The organism is Actinoplanes lutulentus (genome assembly GCF_003259845.1).
Classification (GTDB): domain Bacteria; phylum Actinomycetota; class Actinomycetes; order Mycobacteriales; family Micromonosporaceae; genus Actinoplanes; species Actinoplanes lutulentus.
In genome coordinates this window covers 101,943-122,246 of record NZ_QLMJ01000010.1, presented here as the reverse complement: position 1 = coordinate 122,246, position 20,304 = coordinate 101,943, and the positions used below count along the sequence as shown (strand labels likewise).

The 20,304-nt window shown below is 68.4% G+C and carries 15 protein-coding genes; 10 read left to right on the top strand and 5 right to left on the bottom strand.

From position 1 onward, the window contains the following. Positions 1 to 2: 2 nt before the first annotated feature. From B0I29_RS21935 to pknB, 4 genes are read left to right on the top strand one after another with little or no spacing between them, the layout of a single operon-like run. Entirely contained in the window at positions 3 to 1,460 is a 1,458-nt protein-coding gene (locus B0I29_RS21935; RefSeq protein WP_181557926.1) for an FtsW/RodA/SpoVE family cell cycle protein, read from the top strand. Further along, positions 1,457 to 2,953, top strand: coding sequence for a peptidoglycan D,D-transpeptidase FtsI family protein (locus B0I29_RS21930; protein WP_111650914.1), 1,497 nt, complete (start codon positions 1,457 to 1,459; stop codon positions 2,951 to 2,953). The genes B0I29_RS21935 and B0I29_RS21930 overlap by 4 nt, the downstream gene beginning before the upstream one ends. A 1-nt stretch (position 2,954) precedes the next feature. Further along, on the top strand, positions 2,955 to 4,322 hold the full coding sequence (locus tag B0I29_RS21925; RefSeq protein ID WP_111650913.1) for a serine/threonine-protein kinase: 1,368 nt from the start codon (positions 2,955 to 2,957) through the stop codon (positions 4,320 to 4,322). After that, complete coding sequence (gene pknB / locus B0I29_RS21920; protein WP_111650912.1) at positions 4,319 to 6,109, top strand: Stk1 family PASTA domain-containing Ser/Thr kinase; 1,791 nt, start codon at positions 4,319 to 4,321, stop codon at positions 6,107 to 6,109. Before B0I29_RS21925 ends, pknB begins: the two co-directional genes overlap by 4 nt. 60 nt (positions 6,110 to 6,169) lie before the next feature. On the opposite strand, the gene B0I29_RS21915 is transcribed toward pknB, so the two are convergent. The 4 genes from B0I29_RS21915 to B0I29_RS21900 all read right to left on the bottom strand — a co-directional run bounded on the left by B0I29_RS21915 (position 6,170) and on the right by B0I29_RS21900 (position 10,324). Continuing rightward, on the bottom strand, positions 6,170 to 6,820 hold the full coding sequence (locus tag B0I29_RS21915; RefSeq protein WP_111650911.1) for an aminodeoxychorismate/anthranilate synthase component II: 651 nt from the start codon (positions 6,818 to 6,820) through the stop codon (positions 6,170 to 6,172). A 4-nt stretch (positions 6,821 to 6,824) separates the two neighbouring features. After that, positions 6,825 to 7,112, bottom strand: a complete 288-nt coding sequence (locus tag B0I29_RS21910; protein WP_111650910.1) for a hypothetical protein — start codon at positions 7,110 to 7,112, stop codon at positions 6,825 to 6,827. A 3-nt stretch (positions 7,113 to 7,115) separates the two neighbouring features. Continuing rightward, positions 7,116 to 9,125 (bottom strand): class E sortase, encoded by a 2,010-nt coding sequence (locus B0I29_RS46840; RefSeq protein ID WP_245972670.1) that lies wholly within the window; start codon positions 9,123 to 9,125, stop codon positions 7,116 to 7,118. A 428-nt stretch (positions 9,126 to 9,553) separates the two neighbouring features. Beyond that, positions 9,554 to 10,324, bottom strand: coding sequence for a DUF881 domain-containing protein (locus B0I29_RS21900; RefSeq protein ID WP_181557925.1), 771 nt, complete (start codon positions 10,322 to 10,324; stop codon positions 9,554 to 9,556). 258 nt (positions 10,325 to 10,582) lie between these two features. Between B0I29_RS21900 and B0I29_RS21895 the strand changes: the two genes are divergently transcribed. The 6 genes from B0I29_RS21895 (at position 10,583) to B0I29_RS21870 (ending at position 16,952) form a co-directional block, all read left to right on the top strand. After that, a complete protein-coding gene (locus B0I29_RS21895) occupies positions 10,583 to 10,846 on the top strand; it encodes a cell division protein CrgA (protein ID WP_111650909.1) in 264 nt (87 codons plus the stop codon). Positions 10,847 to 11,006: 160 nt separating this feature from the next. Then, positions 11,007 to 13,157 (top strand): (Fe-S)-binding protein, encoded by a 2,151-nt coding sequence (locus B0I29_RS21890; RefSeq protein WP_111650908.1) that lies wholly within the window; start codon positions 11,007 to 11,009, stop codon positions 13,155 to 13,157. A gap of 134 nt (positions 13,158 to 13,291) precedes the next feature. Next, complete coding sequence (locus B0I29_RS21885; RefSeq protein ID WP_111650907.1) at positions 13,292 to 14,626, top strand: hemolysin family protein; 1,335 nt, start codon at positions 13,292 to 13,294, stop codon at positions 14,624 to 14,626. Continuing rightward, the gene (locus B0I29_RS21880; RefSeq protein WP_111650906.1) at positions 14,619 to 15,650 is read left to right on the top strand and encodes a hemolysin family protein; all 1,032 of its coding nucleotides are present in this window, start codon (positions 14,619 to 14,621) and stop codon (positions 15,648 to 15,650) included. Before B0I29_RS21885 ends, B0I29_RS21880 begins: the two co-directional genes overlap by 8 nt. 110 nt (positions 15,651 to 15,760) lie before the next feature. Beyond that, complete coding sequence (locus B0I29_RS21875) at positions 15,761 to 16,645, top strand: LamG-like jellyroll fold domain-containing protein (RefSeq protein ID WP_111650905.1); 885 nt, start codon at positions 15,761 to 15,763, stop codon at positions 16,643 to 16,645. 31 nt (positions 16,646 to 16,676) lie between these two features. Next, a complete protein-coding gene (locus B0I29_RS21870) occupies positions 16,677 to 16,952 on the top strand; it encodes a helix-turn-helix domain-containing protein (protein ID WP_111650904.1) in 276 nt (91 codons plus the stop codon). Here B0I29_RS21870 and B0I29_RS21865 read toward each other — a convergent pair. Further along, the gene (locus tag B0I29_RS21865) at positions 16,939 to 20,007 is read right to left on the bottom strand and encodes a FlgD immunoglobulin-like domain containing protein (protein ID WP_111650903.1); all 3,069 of its coding nucleotides are present in this window, start codon (positions 20,005 to 20,007) and stop codon (positions 16,939 to 16,941) included. The genes B0I29_RS21870 and B0I29_RS21865 overlap by 14 nt on opposite strands. Positions 20,008 to 20,304 lie beyond the last annotated feature (297 nt).

Sequence of the window (20,304 nt, the reverse complement as noted above, 5' to 3'; positions counted from 1 at the left end):
AGATGTCGCGTATCCCGACGGGATGGAAGACACGCCGTAACGCTGAACTCGGCTTGCTGGCGTTCGCGATGTCGATCGTCGCCGTGTTCGGCGCGACGGTGGAGGCCAACCAGTTCGACGAGATCCGGATGACGTCCTGGATCCCCGCCGCGCTGGTCGGCATCCTCTTCCTCGGGCTGCACGTGGTGGTGCGCTTCACCGCGCCCTTCGCCGACCCGGTGCTCCTGCCGGCGGTCGCGCTGATCAACGGCATCGGCGTGGGCTTCCTGCGCCGGCTGGACCTGGCCAAGGCGATCGCCAACAAGCAGCCGGAGCCGGGCATCTTCGCCGGCACCGGCGGCCGTCAGCTGGCCTGGACACTCGCGTCGCTGATCCTCGCGGCGATCCTGCTTCTGGTGATTCGCGACCACAAGATCGTTTCTCGGTACGCGTACACGCTGGGCCTGGTCGGCATCGTGCTCGTGATGATCCCGGCGGTGCTGCCGAGCAGCATCTCCGAGGTCAACGGCGCGAAGCTGTGGATCCGGTTCGGGTCGTTCTCGATCCAGCCGGGTGAGTTCGCCAAGCTGGCACTGGTCTCGTTCTTCGCGTACTACCTGGTGCGAAAACGGGAAGTGTTGTCGCTGGCGAGCCGGCGGTTCCTCGGCATCGACCTGCCCCGCGGCCGCGACCTCGGTCCGGTCGTCACGGTCTGGCTGCTCAGCCTCCTGGTCCTGGTCTTCGAGAAGGACCTCGGCACCGCCCTGCTGTACTTCGGGCTCTTCGTCGTCACGCTCTACGTCGCCACCGAGCGGGCCAGCTGGCTGATCATCGGCCTGGTGCTCTTCTTCGGCGGTGTCTATCTGGCGTACCTGCTGGGTGCGTCGGTGGGCGGTCCATTCGCGAATTTCTACGACCGCGCCGAGGTCTGGCTCGACCCGTTCGCGCGGGCGAATTACGAGCGGGTGAGCGGCAGCAGTTACCAGCTGGTCCAGGGCCTGCTCGGACTCGGTAGCGGTGGCCTCTTCGGCGCCGGCCCGGGTGCTGGTTCGCCTGGCAAGGTGCCCGAGGTGCGTACCGACTTCATCTTCGCCGGCCTCGGCGAGGAGATCGGCCTCTTCGGTCTCACCGCGCTGCTGGTCTGTTACCTGCTGATCGTCGAGCGTGGCCTGCGTGCCGCCCTGGCGGTGCGTGACTCGTTCGGCAAGCTGGTCGCCGGCGGCCTCGCCTTCACGCTGGGCCTGCAGGTCTTCGTCATCCTCGGTGGCATCACCGGCCTCATCCCGCTGACCGGGCAGACCACCCCGTTCCTCTCCGCCGGTGGCTCCTCACTGATGGCGAACTGGTTGCTGGTCGCCATGCTCCTGCGGATCTCGGACGCGGCCCGCCAACCGGCCACCGGGACCGGGCCGGACCGAGCCGGACCGAAGAAAGCACCTGTTCAGCTGCACGGCGCCATGACGGAGGTGATCAAGCCGTGAACGCACCACTTCGCCGCTCCGGCGTGGTCATCCTGGTCCTGTTCGGCCTGCTCTTCGCCAACCTGAACTGGGTCCAGTTCTACAAGGCCGACGAGTACCGCACGCACGACTACAACAGCCGCGTCACGGTTGCCGAATACGAGACGCCGCGCGGCGTCATCGAGGCCGGTGGCACCGCTCTCGCGCAGAACAAGACCACCGACGACGAGCTGAAGTACCTGCGTACCTACCCGGAAGGGAAGATCTACGCACCGGTGCTCGGTTACAAGCCGGTCATCGGCGGCGCGACCGGCATCGAGTCCTCCGAGAACGACTTCCTCTCCGGCGCCAGCGACAAGCTTTTCGGCGATCGGCTCAGCAGCATGTTCACCGGTGACAACCCCGGTGGTGGCAACGTGGTGCTGTCGCTGAGCACGAAAGCGCAAGAGGTCGCCTGGAAGCAGATGACCAACAACCAGCGTGGCGTCACCAAGGGCGCGGCGGTCGCGATCGACCCGTCCACCGGTGCGATCCAGGCGATGGTCTCGATGCCCAGTTACGACCCGAACCCGCTGGTCAGTCATGACACTGAAGAGGCGGCAAAGGCGTACCAGAAGCTGGCGAACGACGAGGACGACCCGCTGATCAACCGGGCGACCGGCGCGACCCTGCCGCCCGGCTCGGTGTTCAAGGTGATCGTCTCGGCGGCCGCGCTGCAGAACGGCTACAAGACCTCCAGCGAGATCGAGGCGGGCAGCGTCTACAAAGAGGGCGGCGCCACGATCCGCAACTCCGAAGAGGAGGTCTGCCCCGGCTCGCAGGTCACCCTCAAGGAGGCGCTGACCGAGAGCTGCAACACCGGTTACGCCCGGCTCGGCGTCGCGCTCGGCGCGGACAAGGTCAAGGACACCGCGAAGGCGTTCGGTTTCGAGGACGACACCCTCAAGGTCGGCGACCTGGACAGTGGAGCCGGTCTCACCGTGGCGGCGAGCCGCACCGGTGACATCCAGAACCAGGACGGCAGCACCGACACCGCGGCCCTGGCCCAGTCCTCACTCGGCCAGCGCGATGTCCGGATGACCCCGCTGCAGGGCGCGCTGATGGCCGCCACGGTGGCGAACAGCGGCCAGCAGATGCGCCCGTACATGGTGCAGAAGCTGCTCGGACCGGACCGCCGGACGATCTACACCGCGAAACCGGAGAGCCTGCGCGACCCGGTCTCCTCGACCGTCGCCAGCGACCTCAAGGACATGATGGTCAGCGTCGTCGAGAACGGCACCGGCACCCGAGCCCAGATCAACGGACTCACCGTCGGTGGCAAGACTGGCACCGCACAGAACGCCGAGGGTGCGAACCCGCACGGATGGTTCATCGGATTCGCCTTCGATGGCGATAAGCCCGTCTCGGCGGTCTGCGTCATGCTTGAGAACGTGTCCGGTGGACACGCGAGTGCCGAGGCCGCCCGGATCGCCGGGCTCATCATGAAGGCCGCGGCGGGTCGGGGAGGGGACTGACATGATCCGCCCGGGGGTCACGCTCGGTGGGCGGTACCGCTTGGAGGAGCGGATCGCCGGCGGCGGCATGGGTGATGTGTGGCGCGGCATCGATGAGGTGCTGGGCCGTACCGTCGCCGTCAAGATCCTGCTACCCGCCCTGCTGGACGAGCCGGGCTTCGCCGAGCGCTTCCGCGGCGAGGCACGGACCATGGCCACCATCAACCACCCGGGCGTCGTGGATGTCTACGACTACGGCAGCGACCAGCAGCTCGCGTTCCTCGTCATGGAATACGTCGAGGGCGACGCCCTCTCCCGGACGCTGAGCCGGGTGGGCCGGCTCACGCCGGCCCGGACCATGGCGCTGGTCGCGCAGGCCGCTGACGCGCTGCAAGCAGCGCACGGCAACGGCATCGTGCACCGCGACGTCAAACCAGGAAACCTTTTGGTACGCCCGAACGGCACCCTGGTCCTGACCGACTTCGGCATCGCGCGCTCGGCTCTCGTCGGGCAGCTGACGGTGGCCGGCGCGGTGCTCGGCACGGCTTCGTACATCTCGCCGGAGCAGGCCGCCGGTGACGTGGCGACGCCGGCCTCCGACGTCTACGCGCTGGGTGTCGTGGCTTACCAGTGCCTTTCCGGGCACCGGCCGTTTGACGGCGCGACCCCGATCGAGATCGCCATGAAGCATGTCCGGGAGTCTCCCCGGCCGCTGCCCGGCGACATCCCGCCCGCGGTCCGCGCCATTGTGGACCGCGCGATGGACAAGGACCCGTCCAGCCGCTGGCCGAGCGCCGCCGCGATGGCGTCGGTGGCCCGTCAGGCCGCCGCGTCGCTGACCACCACGGTCCAGCCGCCGATCTCCTCGCCGCCGAACTCGCCGCCGATCTCCGGTCCGCCGCGCAACGTCGGGCCGTCGCGCCCGCAGTCCGGTGCGGCCGCTCGCGCCTCCGTGCCGCGGCCGGTCTCCGGTGCCCGGGGCGCGGCCTCGGTGCCGACGTCGCCGCCGCCGTACATGCAGCAGCAGCCACCGCCTCAGCCGCAGCCGCAGCAGTACCGGCCGCAGTCGGGACCACCGATCAATTCGTACTCACCCCCGGTGTCACCGGCCGCGAAGCCGGAGAACACTTTCGGGCGCCAGGTCCTGGTCGTTCTGGCCGTGGTGCTCGCCCTTCTCGTCCTTCTCTGCGCCGGCGTCATCTCTTTCCTATTACGAGATGGCAACGGCAGCAGCGCCGTAGGCAGCACGCTGGGCTATCACAGCAGCTCTGCGGCTATCCTCCGCTCGGGCGTGGTTGCTGACCCAGTGTCGGCGGCGTCGTACCGTCTTATGAAGGCCGATGCCCAGCTCGGCCGGATCCGACTGAACGAAGGACGACAGACGTTATGACGGCGCAGGCCCGCCTGCTCGGTGGCAGGTATCAGGTCGGCGAGCTGCTCGGCTACGGCGGCATGGCAGAAGTGCACCGAGGACGCGACCTGCGCCTCGGCCGTGACGTGGCCATCAAAATGCTGCGCACCGACCTGGCTCGGGACGCCACGTTCCAGGAGCGGTTCCGGCGTGAAGCACAGAACTCGGCAGCTCTGAACCACCCAGCGATCGTCGCCGTTTACGACACGGGCGAGGAGACCTCCGCCGCGGGCGAGCGTCACCCGTTCATCGTGATGGAGTTCGTCAACGGTCGCACCCTCAAGGAGGTTCTCGCTCAGGAACAGCGTCTTCAGCCACGGCGGGCACTCGAGATCACGGCGGACATCTGCGCCGCGCTGGAGTTCAGCCACCGGCACGGGATCATCCACCGGGACATCAAGCCCGGCAACGTGATGATCACGCAGAACGGCCAGGTCAAGGTCATGGACTTCGGCATCGCCCGGGCGCTGGCAAGCGGCGCCACGACGATGACGCAGACCAGCGCCGTGATCGGCACGGCTCAGTACCTCTCACCCGAGCAGGCGCGCGGCGAGTCCGTCGACGCACGCTCCGATGTGTACGCGGCCGGCTGTGTCCTCTTCGAGCTGACCGTCGGACATCCCCCGTTCGTCGGCGACAGCCCGGTCAGCGTGGCGTACCAGCACGTCCGGGAGGATCCGCGCCCGCCGAGCTCGATCGTTCGCGACCTCCCGCCGGACATCGACGCGATCGTCCTGAAGGCGCTCGCGAAGAACCCGCTGAACAGGTACCAGAGCGCCCAGGAGATGCGTGCTGACGCGCTCCGTGCGGTCTCCGGCCGCCCGGTCATGGCCACCCCGGTGATGAGCCAGGCCGAGACCGTGGCGATGACCGGCGGCGGCCCGCACCAGTGGCAGCCGCAGGGCGCCACCACGATGCAGCGGCCGATTCCGGGTGGGATGGGTCAGCAGGGCAATCCGGAGAACAAGTCGTCCTGGGTGATGGCGGTGCTGGCCGGCCTGAGCGTGCTGGTCGTGATCGTGCTGGGTGTCGCACTGGCGATGAGCCGCGACCGCGACAACGAGCCCGAGACACCGGCAGTCACCACGGTCACCATGCCGAACCTTGTCGGGCTCAGCGAGGCTGACGCCCGCAAGGAACTCGATCAGCAGGGCCTGACCAACCGGACCGCGCAGGATCCGACGACCAAGAAGGACTGCACCGGCGACGTCGTGGCGCAGGCGCCGATTGCGAACACGCAGATCGAGGTCACCACCTCGGTGAGCTACCAGCTCTGCCTCGCACCCGAGGACGTCCAGGTGCCGACCGGCCTGGTCGGCGGCACGACCAGCGCGGCCGAGGCGGCCCTGGTCGCGAAGGGTCTCACCCCGGTGATCCGCGAGGTGGCCAGCATCAAGCCCAAGGGCGAGGTCATCTCGGTGGAGAGCGCCGGCAAGAGCGTCGAACCGGGCACGTCGATCACCGTGAAGGTGTCCGACAACAGCCAGGTCGAGGTTCCCGAGGTGACGGGTCTGTCGCAGGAGATCGCTCAGGACCGGTTGGAGCAGGCCGGCCTGAACTTCAGCATCGAGACGATCCAGGCCGAGGGCAACCCGGGCGACGTCGCCAAGCAGAGCGTGGCCAAGGGCAAGAAGGTCGACAAGGGCAGCACGGTCGTCCTCAGCGTGATCGGTGAGCCGGTCGAGGAGTCGCCGAGCCCGGACCCGTCGACGGGGGAGACCCCGCCGGAGGAGGACGACGGCAGCGGCGGCGGCACGTCGCAGTAACAGCAGCTGACAAGAAGAGGCCGGTGACCCCGCGAGGGTCACCGGCCTCTTTCGTTGTGGTCAGGCAGTCGCGAACGCGGACTTGCGGCGGGTCTCCACCTCGGCGGCGAGCGCCGGGGCTTTCTCCAGGGCCGACGACAGGCCGCAGGAGGCCAGCCAGTTCGCCAGCATGGTGTGGCCGCCCTCGGTGAGCACCGACTCCGGGTGGAACTGCACACCCTCGATCGGCAGCTCGCGGTGCCGCATCGCCATGACAACCCCGGATTCGGTACGCCCGGTAACCTCGATCTCGGCCGGCAGCGTCTCCGGCAGCACGGCGAGCGAGTGGTACCGGGTCGCGGTGAACGGGTCCGGCAGGCCGGCGAGCACGCCGTCGCCGGTGTGGTGCACCTCAGAGGTCTTGCCGTGCAGCAGCTCCGGCGCCCGGGTCACCGTCGCGCCGAATGCCGCGCCGATCGCCTGGTGGCCGAGGCAGACGCCGAACATCGGCAGCTTGCCCGCGTACGCCTTGATGACGTCCATCATGATGCCGGCGCGTTCCGGTGTGCCGGGGCCGGGTGAGAGCAGCAGACCCGCGGCGCCGAACTCGCCCACCTCGGCGACCGAGATCTCGTCGTTGCGCCGGACCTCGCACTCGGCACCGAGCTGACCGAGGTACTGGACCAGGTTGAAGACGAACGAGTCGTAGTTGTCGATGACCAGGATGCGCAAATCATCACCTGCTGGGGCTGGAGCTGGGATGGGGGTCATTGGAGTGAGTGCTGTAGGGCAGCTCGTCGGGCGCTTCCGGGTCCTCGCCCGAGTCGTCACCGGGGATGACCGTCTCCGAGTCGACCTGACCGGAGCCGGACTCGACCTGCACATCGTCGAACGGCAGCAGCGGCGTGGCCCAGGGGAAGATCACGTACCAGAGCAGCGCGCCGGTCGCGGCGATCAGCCCGAGCGAGACGGACAGCTTGCCCCAGACAGCACCCGGGAGCTTGCGCCAGATCCAGGCATACATCTGTCAGGACGCCTTCATCTCGGCAGGCATGCCGGCATCCGGCTTGGACTGGTCGCGGGGGACCGTGCTCACCAGCTCGGCGTGCACGATGAGCCGCTCGTAGTTGTTGAACTTCGGGTTGCAGGTGGTGAGGGTCAGCAGGGCCTTCGTCGGCGTCGCTTTGGGCTTACCGGGTACCGGCGCGACCACCTCGACCTGATTCGGACGGACGACCTCGGACTTGTAGACGTGGTAGACGAACCAGCTGTCCCGCGTCTCGACGCCGATCACGTCACCGTCGTTGAGCTCGTCCAGCCGCCAGAAGATCTTCTTGATCCGGTGGCCGGCGACCGAGAAGTTGCCGATCTCGCCGGGCAGGGCGGTGTCCGGGTAGTGGCCGGGCGCGTACTTGATGTCGTCCGGCTGGACGCCGTTGACGACCACCCACTCCTTGTCGAACTTCGGGATGTAGAGGCGGCCGACGAGGCTGTCGCCGGGCGCGGCCGGACCCTGTGCCGCCGCCGTGGGCGCCACGGTCGGATCGGCCCAGGCCTGGTCCAGCTCCTGCGCCAGGTTGTCCTGCTCGGACTGGACCTTGGCCGAGTTTCCGAAGACCTGGTAACCGGCGAAGAGAAGCACGATCAGACCGAAAGTGATCATTACTTCGCCGGAGGTCCGGATGCCCGTGCGGATCCGGGAACCGACGGTGGGCCGCGTCAGCTCGGAGTACACGCTCTTGTAGCCCTCGCCGGTCTGCTCCGGACGGAGTTTGACCACCCGCTCACCGCGTTTCGGATTGCTGGAATCGTCGTCCGGAGTCTCGGCGTCAGCCGGGTCTCCCGGGCTCGCGGGGCTGACCGGGGTCGCACTGACCGAGGCCGCGCCGAGCGTCGCATCAGGCCCGGCCGCCTCACGCGCGGCTTGCGCCGCCGCGCCGGGCGGGAGAGCGGTGAGCTTGCCGGGCAGCGGAGCTCCGGCCGGCAGCGTGGGGAGCATGCCGGTGGGGGCGTCGATCGTGCGGATGACGGTGGTCACGCTGGGGTCCCGGGTGGGCCCGACAGCCCCGTTGGGGTAACCACCGACCGCCGCACTGCCGTGACCCGGGGCATGGCCGTTGCCTGAGGCATGGCCGTGACCCGGGGCCTGGCCGTTGGTGGACCCGCCGGATGAGCCGCCGGCCGGGACGCTCGCGGCGCCGGCTGCAGGGACCGGGACGCTGGCTGCCCCGGCTGCAGGGACCGGGACGCTGGCTGCGCCGGTCGCAGGGACCGGGACGCTGGCTGCGCCGGTGGCCTGGCCGGTGGCCGCGCTCATCGCGGCCCACTTCTGCTCGGCCACGGAGGGCTGGTCGGCGGCGGACCGCTGGGCGGCCACCGGTCGCTGGGCATCCGCCGGGTTCTGGTTCTGCGGGCCGGTCGGGGCCTGGGTGCCTGCCGCGCGCTGCGCGCCCACCACACCGAAAGCGGCGGTGGCGTCAGCTGCGAACGGCGTCCTGGCCTGCGGGGCCGGACTCTGCGGCTGATAGCTCGAAACCGTCGGAACCGGAGCCGTCGGACTCTGCGGCACGTGACCCTGCGCGACCTGACCCTGGGAGATCTGGCCCTGGGAGATCTGGCCCTGCGGGATCTGGCTGTGTGGCGCCGGGCTCTGGGGCACCGGGCTCTGGGGTGCCGGGCCGCCTGCGCCGGTGGGCTGCCATCCGGCGGTGGTGTCCGATTCTGCACGTCGTCTGCGGCCGACTCGGGTGGCCGGCGCGGGGGCGGGTGACTGCGGCGCCTCGATGGGCGGCTGCGGAGTCGCGGCCCACTCGGTGGTGGTGTCACCTCGGGAGTCCGCCAGCGGCTGGGCAGCGACCGGCTGGGCGGTGCCGTTGGTGCTGAGCCTTGCTGTGGCCGCCGGATCGGTCCAGGTAGCGGCGGGGGCGGCCGGCTCGGCGCGTGGCACCCACGAGGGCTGCTCGGCCGGGCGCGGCGCCTGGGCTGTCTGCGCACCCGGAAGCGGCGTCTGCGCACCCGGAAGCGGCTCGGGAGACACGGCCTGAGGCCGGATAGGACGGGTCGGTCCTTCAGAAGCTGAATAATCAGACGAAACACCCATTGGGGACGAAGGGGCCGTCTGTGGGGACACAGCCACTGAAGGAGCGGCGTCCAGCGAGGCCGCGGTAACCGGTGGCGTCACCCCCGCGCGCCGTCGTGCGGCGGCGGCCGCGGCGCTCACCTCATCCTGAGCGGGCAGTTCACTGCCCGGCGCAACCGCGCCCGGGGCTGGAGGTGCACTGGGAACCGCAGGAACGTCCGCGGCTGCGGGCTGCTGCGCCGCCGGGGTGCGGGTGGGGCGGGCTGGAATACCGCCCAGGCCGACCGGAGGCGCCATCGGCCCGCCGGGCACGCCGTCGTCGGATGCGTCGGTGAGCCGGGGGATGAAAGCGGTCTGACCGTCGTTGTCAGGTGCGCGGTGACGACTCACTGGGCGGCCTGCGCCGATCGGAGGTCGGTCGAACCGTCGTACGCCTGCACTGTCACGTTCTTCTCCACCTTTTCCGTGTAACCGAGCCCGAAGTCGGCGACGGCCTCGCGGAACTGCCTGACTCCATCTGCCGAGTCCAACGCACGACTCATGGCTGTGGGTTCGCCAATCGCCGTGATCTTGAACGGTGGCGAGAAGACCTGGCCGTGAAGGAGCAGCGTATTGCCGACACATCGTACCGCGCTCGTCGAGATCACCCGGACATCCATGATCGTCATAGCCTCCGCCCCGCCTGCCCAAAGGGCGTTCACAACGGCCTGAACGTCACCCTGATGCACGACGAGATCGTCGTTGTCGGGAGCGTTCTCGGCGAAGTCCGATCCGCGTCGCGGTGAGTCGTTGAGTGACACGGTGAGACCTGGGCCACGTAGCGCGGTGAAGCCGGCCGGTTCCCGGATGGCGTCCGCGTTCTCGCTGGCGATCTTGACCGGTTGGTCGACCTGGGCCAGCCGGGCGGTCTCGTCGTCGACCTCGGCGAGGAGCTTGGCGGCCCGTTTTTCGCTGGCGGCCAGACGTTCACGCTTTTCGGTGATCAACTGGGCCAGCTGCGGGCGCCGGTCGTCGCGCAGTGCCGTACCGTCTGCGGTTGTCGCGGAGGTGGTGAAGAGCAGACCCGCGGCCAATGCGATCAGCGGGACTCCCGCGGACCAGATGGATTTCTTGTGATTTCGCCGTGGCCGGAGGCCACGCGCGGCACGCCGCAGCACGAGCCGCCAGGAGGCCCCACCAGCACCGTCGTGGGCGTTGTCGCGCCCTTCGATGCCGTCGCTGCCCGCTGGAAACACCACCCCAGACTCCCTCCGAAACCCGACGCCAGGTATTTTCCTCGCCCGGCGGGTGCCTGTCTGTGCGCCGCCTTGACTACGCTAGCTGTCGAACAGTATTCGCCACGGGCAGCATTCGGGGCTTCCGGAGCCAGCCCAGCGGTGGGTTGTTCACCACTTGTTGCCCTTCAGGAGAGCACTGTGCCGAAGTCAGAGGTTCGCAAGAAGAAGGTCTACACCCCGCCGTCGGATATCCGGCCGGCGGCGGCTGGGGCGTCCAAGAAACCGAGTCCCACGTGGATTCCGGTCAGTGCGGTTGCCCTGATCGTCATCGGTATCGCCTGGCTGGTCATTTACTACCTCTCGTCCCAGCAGTGGCCGGTCGAGAGCTGGCGCTACTGGAACCTCGCGGTCGGCTTCGGCTGCATGGTCGCCTCTCTGGGCCTTCTTTCTCGTTGGCGCTGAGTTTCGCGGTCCGCTTCCTGCGGATACGTGAAAATCAGCCAAAGTGAGCGCACCCCCGCTTGTCGTGGGGTGCGCTTTACCTTGACGGACAGGTGTTCGCCCGTCTATTACTCGTGGGTAACATGGGCTGGCGCACCGCCGACCGAGGAGGCACAACCGGATGGGCATTCCACAGATCGTCGCCACCGTCTTAGCGGGGGCGATCACGGTTGTGGCCGTCTACCTGGCGGTGAAGGCCGTCCTCACGATCACCGCGGTGATCCGCCAGGGACAGCCTGACCCGGCCCGGTTCGCCGACCCCAAGACGCGTACGAAGACCATGCTGGTCGAGACCGTGGGTCACACCAGGATGCTCAAGTGGAGCGCGATCGGGGCGGCCCACTGGCTGGTGATGGTCTCGTTCGTCATCCTGTCGTCGCTGGTGCTCGAGGCGTACTTCGAGGTGGTGAGCCCGAAGCTGGGCCTGCCGATCATCGGGCACTGGGTGGTGTTCGGCCTGGTCACCGAGTGGATCGGCATCCTCGGCACGGTCGGCATCCTGTACCTGGTCTTCGTGCGTCAGCGGCAGAAGCCGGGCGCGGTGAAGCGGAGCCGGTTCCTCGGCTCGACGATGTGGCAGGCGTACTTCGTCGAGGCGATCATCATCGGCGTCCTGATCTTCGGGTTCCTCATCCGGGGCTTCAAGGTCGCCACCGACCACTTCGAGTACCCGCTCTGGGCCACTCCGCTGAGCCACGCGATCGGATCGGTGCTCCCGGCCTGGGAGGACGGCGCCACCTGGATGGCGCTCATCAAGATCCTGATCTCGATGAGCTGGCTGATCACCATCTCGCTGAACCCGACGATGGGTGTGGCCTGGCACCGGTTCCTGGCGTTCTTCAACATCTACTTCAAGCGCAGCCCGGAGAAGCCGGCCGGTTCCGGCCTCGGTGCGCTGAAGCCGATGATGAGCGACGGCAAGCCGCTCGACTTCGAAGAGGCCGACCCGGAGAAGGACCTGTTCGGCGTCAGCCAGGTCGAGCAGTTCACCTGGAAGGGCCTGCTCGACTTCTCCACCTGCACCGAGTGCGGCCGCTGCCAGTCGCAGTGCCCGGCGTGGAACACGGCCAAGCCCCTTTCGCCGAAGCTGATGGTGCTGTCGCTGCGCGATCACGCGTACGCAAAAGCTCCTTATCTTTTGGGTGGTGGCGGCAAAGACCTGATGGGTGAGGAGAAGGCCACCGAAGCGCAGCTCGCGCACATGGATGTCCTTGCGCTCGCCGAAGGCAACCGGCCGCTGATCGGCACCGCTGAAGAGGGCGGGATCATCGACCCGGACGTCCTCTGGTCCTGCACCACCTGTGGCGCCTGCGTCGAGCAGTGCCCGGTTGACATCGAGCACATCGACCACATCGTCGACATGCGGCGTTACCAGGTGCTGATCGAGTCGAGCTTCCCCTCCGAGGCCGGCGTGATGCTGCGCAACCTGGAGAACAAGGGCAACCCGTGGGGCGCACCGCAGAACACCCGTGAGGACTGGACCAAGGGTCTGGACTTCGAGGTGCCGCGGGTCGGCGAGACCGAGGACTTCGACTACCTGTTCTGGGTCGGCTGCGCCGGCGCGTTCGAGGACCGGGCCAAGAAGACCACCCGCGCGGTCGCGACGCTGCTGAACGAGGCCGGCGTCAAGTACGCGATCCTCGGCGAGGGCGAGACCTGCACCGGTGACCCAGCCCGCCGCATCGGCAACGAGTTCATCTTCCAGATGCTCGCGCAGCAGAACGTCGAGACGCTGACCGAGGCGCTCGGCGAGGACAACAAGACCAAGAAGATCGTCGCGACCTGCCCGCACTGCTTCAACACCCTGGGCAACGAGTACGAGCAGCTCGGCCTCAAGGTCGAGGTCGTGCACCACACTCAGCTGCTGGCGCACCTGGTCAAGGAAGGCAAGCTCACCCCGGTCCAGCCGATCGACGGTGACATCACCTACCACGACCCCTGTTACCTGGGCCGGCACAACCGGGTCTTCGACGCGCCCCGCGAGGTGCTCGGCGAGGCCGGCAACGTCATCGAGATGCCGCGCAACTCCGAGCGGTCCTTCTGCTGCGGCGCCGGTGGCGCCCGGATGTGGATGGAAGAGCGGATCGGCAAGCGGATCAACGTGGAGCGCACCGAGGAGGCCCTCGCGACCGGCGCCAAGACGATCGCCGTGGGCTGCCCGTTCTGCTACACGATGATCGGCGACGGGGTGACCGGTAAGGGCAAGCAGGAAGAGGTCGAGGTCGTCGACGTCGCGACCGTGCTGCTCCGGTCCCTGAAACAGGACGCCTGACCTTTGTTTCACATGAAACGGCCGCTCACCCTCGTGAGCGGCCGTTTTCCGTTTGACCCAGTGGCCCTTGTCACCGCCACGGTTGGTCCCGGATGGCCCGTATCCGGCAGAATGATGCCCGAGGTGAAGCGATCATGGACGGCCTGCTCCTGACCGCGGTGCTCCCGCTGGTGGCGTTCGCGCTGCTGACGGCGGGCAACGCGTTCTTCGTGGCCGCCGAATTCGGTCTGGTCACTGTCGACCGGGCGGAGATCGAGCAACGCGCCATGTCCGGGGATCGCCGGGCGCGTACCGTCCGGAACGCTCTGCACGGGCTCTCGTTCCAGCTCTCCGGCGCTCAGCTCGGCATCACGCTGACCGCCCTGCTCACCGGTTACCTGGCCGAGCCGGCGTTCGCCGAGCTCCTCACGCCCCTGGTGAAGCCGCTGGCCGGGTCGGCGACCGACACGATCACGCACGTCTGCGCGCTGGTCGTCGCGACACTGCTCTCGATGCTCTTCGGTGAGCTGGTGCCGAAGAACGCGGCGCTGGCCCGCCCGATGCGGATCGCGCTGCTCACCTCCGCACCCCTGCACGGCTTCTCGACGATGCTCAAGTGGCTGATCGCCGCGCTCAACGGCACGGCGAACTGGCTGGTCCGCCGCCTCGGCATCGAGCCGCAGGAGGAGCTGGCGAGCGCACGCTCCCCGGAGGAACTCGGCCTGCTCGCCGCGATCAGCGCCCGGGCCGGCGCGCTGCCCGCCGAGACCGCGACGCTGCTGCGCCGCACGATCCGGTTCGGTGAGAAACGCGCGGCCAAGGCGATGACCCCGCGCGTCGACGTGGTCGGCCTCAAGACCACGGCCAGCGTCGCCGACCTGATCACGGTGGCCCAGCAGACCGGGCACACCCGCTTTCCGGTGTACGAGGACACGCTGGACGTGGTGACCGGAGTGGTCGGCGTGAACGAGGCGCTCGGCGTGCTGCCCGAGCGCCGCGCCGCAACCAAGGTCTCCACCCTGGCGAAGGAGCCGGTCTTCGTGCCGGAGAGCCTCAGCCTCGACAAGGTCCTCGCCGCTCTGCGAGCCGCGGACGCCGACCTGGCGATCGTGGTCGACGAGTACGGCGGCACCGACGGCGTCGTCACCGTCGAGGACCTGATCGAGGAGCTGGTCGGTGAGATCGCCGACGAGTACGACATCGAGCTCGACGAGACCGCCAACCAGGAGCTGACCGCGCCCGGCGGCGAGAAGACGTTCCTCGTCGACGGCCTGCTCCGCGAGGACGAGGTGCTGGAGCAGACCCGGTTCAAGCTGCCCGAGGGGCCGTACGAGACCCTGGCCGGCTTCCTGCTGGCCCGGCTCGGTCACATCCCGGTCGTTGGTGAGTCCCTGGAGGAACACGGGTGGGAATTCACCGTGATGGAGGTCGACCGGCACCGCATCGAACAGGTGCGCGTCGTCGCCCCGCCGGAGCCGGCCGATGACTGAGCTGTTGTTCGTCGCCGTCCTGCTGATCGGAAACGGTCTTTTTGTCGGTGGCGAGTTTGCTTTGATCGCGTCTCGGCGTACCGCGCTGGAACCGCTCGCCGAGACCTCCAAGGCCGCACGCTGGGCGTTGTCGGCGATGAGCCAGATCCCGCTGATGATCGCCGGCGCGCAGCTCGGCATCACCATCTGCACCCTGGTCCTCGGCGCGCTCGCCGAGCCGACCGTCGCGCACCTGCTGGAGGGCCCGTTCGGCGCGATCGGCCTGCCGGAGAACGTCGTACACCCGGTCGCTTTCGTCTTCGCCCTGGTGATCGTGACGTTCCTGCACACGGTGATCGGCGAGATGGTGCCGAAGAACATCACCCTGGCCGGACCGGAACGCTCGGCGCTCATCCTCGGCCCGTTCATGCTGGCGTTCTGCATCGCCACGAAGCCGCTGCTCAACGCGATGCGCTGGGCCTCCCGCCTGATCCTCAAGATCTGGGGGATCGAGACCACCGACGCGGTCAAGACGGTCTTCACCGCCGAGGAGCTGGCCGGCATGGTCACCCAGGCGCGCAGCGAGGGCCTGCTCGGCTCGGAACAGTACGCCCGCATCCACGCCGCACTCGGCCTCAACAGCCGGACCGCCGCCGACACTCTGCTGCCCTGGTCGCGGGTCACGACGGTCGCCGCGGACGTCTCACCGGCCACCCTCGAGGCGGTGGCAACCCGCAGCGGTCGCTCACGCTTCCCGGTGGTCCAGCGCGACACCCGCCGGGTGCTGGGCTTCGTGCACGTCAAGGACATCATTGGGTACGCGGCAACGCAGCGCCGTCTCCCGATCCCCGCCGAGGTGATCCGGCCTCTCGCGGTCGTCGCCCCGGAGCGCAGCCTCGCTGATCTGCTGCTGACGATGCGGCGCGACCGGCTGCACATCGTGCTGGTCAGCGACGGGCGCCGGCCGCTCGGAGTGATCACTTTGGACGACGTCCTGCACGCGGTAGTCGGCGAGCCGGCCGGAGCGGCCGCAAAGATCCGCTGACCTCTTTGGTGGGTTCCGCCTCGGTTGTTCGACGGAACGCGTAAGGGTGCAATCGCTCACACGCGGAGTTTCATACGGCTCTCGCCCGGATAATCCGGACAATAACCCCCATGCTTCACAAAAGACGGCGCGCTTATCCGCTCGGCGCCCTGTCAGCCACACTCGTTCTCAGCTGCGCCCTCCTGTTGATCAATCATCTCCCAGCCCAGGCCAGCAGCCCGGCTGCCGCGCCGCCCGCGGCGGGTGTCCTGGAGCCTTCAGCGGGTTTCCTGAAGCCTTCAGCGGGTGTCCTGGATAACGCCGGGTCCGCCTCCGCACGATCCACTCCCGGCCAGGTCAGGGTCGCCGGCGGCCCGGTGAGCCTCCGATACGACTTCGACGACGGCGTGGGCAGACCCATCGCTGACCTCCGTGGACGGTACGAACTACGGCCTCTCGGCCAGAACGGCGGCCGGCTTCGGCTCGTACCCCAGGGTGGTGGCCTCGCTGTCGACTACCCGGACCGGTGCACGCTGGCCCGGGAACGCGACTGCCCCCGGGCGATCCTGGAAGGCGTACGCGACGACACCCTGAACCCGGGCCGCCGGGCGCTCCGATACGGCGCGTCCGTCCTGATGACCCACGCGGACCTGGCCGACGGCGCCAACGTGCTGCAGAAGGGGTACTCAGTCGGCGGGGTGAGCCAGTTCAAGCTGCAGGTCGACCACCGGCAGGGCCACCCGAGCTGCGTGATCGCCGGCCAGCGAGCCCGAATCTACCGAGCCGAACCGACGATGGACGTGGCCGACGGCACCTGGCACTCCCTGGAATGCCGCCGCACCCCGAACCGCCTGATCATGTTCGTCGACGGCGTGCTGAGAGCCTGGGTCCCGATCCCACCGCTCCTGTCGATCGCCAACGCCGAGCCGCTGAGAGTGGGCGGGAAGGGCGCGGCCCCGGGCAACGACCAGTTCGCCGGCGCCATCGACAACGTCTTCCTGAACATCACCACCTGACCAACGGCGGCTCGCGCGGATCCTGGCGCACATGGCGAACGGCCACAGCGTCTCGGTGGTGCCAGAGCACGCCGAGCTGACCACCCAGCAGGCCGCGGACCTTCTCAAAGTGTCACGTCCGTACCTGATCGGGCTGCTGGAAGCAGGCGAGATCGAGTTCCGGAAGGTCGGCACCCACCGCCGCGTCCTGGCCGGCTCGATCCTGGCCTACAAGTACCGAGACGACCTACGCCGCCGCACCGCCGCCGACGAGCTGGCGCAGCTCGCCCAGGACATGGGCGAGCGGGGGCTCGTCAGCGGACCTTGACGGAGGGGCTGGTGGCTCGGCCGTTGGTGTGGCCGGGGCGTTTGGCGATCACGGTGACCGTGAGCTTCTTGCCCCGCATCGAGGACTTCAGCTTCAGGGTCGCCCCGGTCGCGCCCTTGATCAGCTTTCCGTTCAGGCGCCACTCGTACTGATAGGCGGTCGCCTTCGGTGACCAGGTGCCGGCCGACGCCTTCACCTTCTTGCCGACCTTCGCGGTGCCGGTGATCTTCGGCTTCTTCGTCGCCTTCGGCGCCTTGCCCTTGGCCACCGCGGCCGAGGCCGCGGACTTCGCCACCCCGCTCACATGCCCGGCGCGCTTTGCAGTGACGGTCACGGTCAGGCGTTTCCCCAGCATGGCGGCGGGGATTGGGTACGCCGAACCGGTCGCGCCCTTGATTGCGACCCCGTTGGCCGACCACTGGTAGGCGTACGAGGCCGCCGTCGGGGACCAGGTGCCGGTGCTGGCGGTGACCGTGGAGCCGACGGCGACGGTTCCGCTGATCGTGGGGGCCTTCGAGGCTTTCGGCGCCGATCCGGCCACGACCGCGGCCGAGGCAGCGGACGTCGCCACTCCGGACAGATGTCCGGCACGCTTGGCGGTGACGGTCACGGTCAGGCGTTTCCCCAGCATGGCGGCGGGGATTGGGTACGCGGAACCGGTCGCGCCGCTGATCGCGACCCCGTTGGCCGACCATTGATAGGCGTACGACGCCGGCGCCGGGAGCCAGGTGCCGGTGCTGGCCTTGACCGTGGAGCCGACAGCGAGGGTTCCGCTGATGGCGGGCGCCTTCGTCGCGATCAGCGCGTTGCCGACGGCGAGGGCAGCGCCCCGGCCGTCGGCCGGGGTGGCGGTGAGTGTCCAGGTGAAGGCGTTGTCGGCGACCGCTCGGCCGGCCGGATCCTTGCCGTCCCAGGTGGCCTCGATCAGGCCGTGAGCGGTCGAGCCGTTGATCGTGCGCAGAATCGCCCCGGTTGTGCTCCGGATCGTCAGCTGCCAGGACGAGGCCGGCTTCGACAGCCACCAGGAGCCGGTCCAGTTCACGGCCTTGGCGCCGACCTCGGCGTCGATGACCGCGAGATCCGCCGCCGGAGTTCCCGTGGGCACGATGTGCACTCGCTGCTGGGTATCGACGTAGGCGACCCCACCGCCGAACCGGTCAACGGTCCAGTTGGTCCGCTGCGCGTCCTGATCGTCCTCCATCGCCCAGAAGCCGAGCTGTGCCGCGCTCGCCAAAACCCGGCTGGGCAGGTCGGCGTACGAACCACTGGCCGGAAGCCCATTGTGCAGGTCGATGAGCCGGAGCCCGGTGTTGGTGACCTGTTCGACCAGATAGCCGTCGCCGAGCAGCACTTCGTCGGCCGGAGCGGTGACCGTGCGCTTGGTGGCTCGGTCGTAGATGCCGGCCCCGACGATGCCGCCCAGGAAGTGCTTGCAGACCCAGTACACCCACCGTCCGACGGCCTGCAGCTCGGAAGGAATACAGCCGTTGCGTGTCGCGAAGCTCTCGAGGACGGCGCCGTCGGGCAGCCGGGTGGCTTGGATGACGCCGGTGAGGCCGGCGCTCTCCGATGCGAAGTTGGCCGGAGCGGTGCTGCTCCACAAGGTCGAACCCCAGATCGCCGCAGCGACATGCTCGCGCCTCTTGAGGATGGCTCCGTCATGGAAGTCGACGAGGTACTGCGCTCCGTCCTCGACAATTCCGTAACGCCCCGACAGATCGGCCAGTTCGGCCCGGGTGCTGCCGATGGGGACGGCGGGACCGTCGTTGCTTCGGGCGCCGTTGGAATACAGCAGCGTGCTGCCGTGCTCATCGCTCGTCACCCGACCGTGATGGCCGGCGCCGTCGGCGAACATGTGAATGCAGCGGGACTTGTCCACGGGACAGGACGGTTCCTCGTCCTGGTGCGCAAGGACCAGACCGTCAACCGTGGATCGGGTGACACGGGGCGCTGTTCCGCTGCTGATCCAGGCGCTGCGGTACGAGCCGATGATCGCGGAGCCCTCGTAGATCGTGCTGTTGTCGGCGGTGGTGAGGACACCGCTGCCGAGGGACAGTCCGTACACGTCGGCGGGTGCTGGTTCCACCGCGATCACTCGGGTGCGGACGATGGAGCCGTCGCCGGCCTCGGAGATCCGGTAGATGCCCCAGTCCAGGTCACCCTCGGCGACGCTTTCCTGCGCACCCGCCACCAGCACGGAACCGTCGGGTGCCGGCGTGATCTGGAAGGCGGCAGGGTCCATGATCTTGGTGGTGCGCGACCCGGTCATCGCCCAGAGGGCCTGCCCACGATATTGGTTGTCGCCCGGAGAGATGGGCTCGACGGCAAGCACGGCCGATCCGGTGATCCCGAAATCCGCCTCGATTCCGACCGGCGAGACGACCTGGTGCAGCACGGCGGTCGTGTCGGCACGGTCGAGCACGTCCACCTTGTCGCCACGCAGCCGAAGTATCGAGTCCGCGCCGAGGCGGAATCCTTCGACCTCCCACGCGGCAGAGCCGTCGATCCGATCGGGCAACGGGGTGAATTCCCCGTCGGCCAGGTCGACGATTCCCCACCGCTGGTTGCCGTTCGTGCCTTGCGGATCCACGTAACGAAGAATGATCGATCGCGCGTCGCCATCCTCGATCGTGATCAGGCCGGCCCCAGCGGGGATTCCGGTCGCCACCACCTCGGTGACCAGGCCATTCGTCAGCCGCCACAGGTGGTAGGTGTCCGTCGACCCGTACTCGCCGGCCCGGCTGACCACGGTCTCGCCGTAGGTTCCCAGATAGTTGTGCTCCGCGGGGAGCATGACGTCCCCGATCGCGACATTCGCTCGGAGCAGGCTGATGCGCAGTGGATCGTCGTCGGACTGGATGGCGATGACATCGGAGCCGCGGCCGTACCCCGGCCCCGAAATGCCGCCACTCCAGCGTCCCGAGTCGATGTCGTACCGAATCGGCGACGCCAGCCTCTGCCCCACCGCACTGGTCACACCATTCGCATAACCGGTCCAGAGCAGCCGGTCGTCACCCTCTTGAACCCAGAGAAACCCGCTGTCCCCGGCATTCAAAATCAAAGTGAACCGAGGCACAGCCCGATCAGCAGCCGAAACCACCACCTCCCCCGCCACCACCCCAGCAGCGGACGAAGGAGCCGGGCAATACACCCCCACCCCCACCCCCAGCCCCACCACAAGGCCAAGAGACACAACCGCACGCCCGGCAAAGCCCACGAAGGACACGAAGCCCACCCAATCCCCCAAAGGGTGAAAACCACAAAAAGTCGCCACCCAATCCACCGGGAAACCCACCAGGGAGGACGCGTGCCAGGCACCTTACTGCCAGCCAGGAACCTTGATCAACATCAA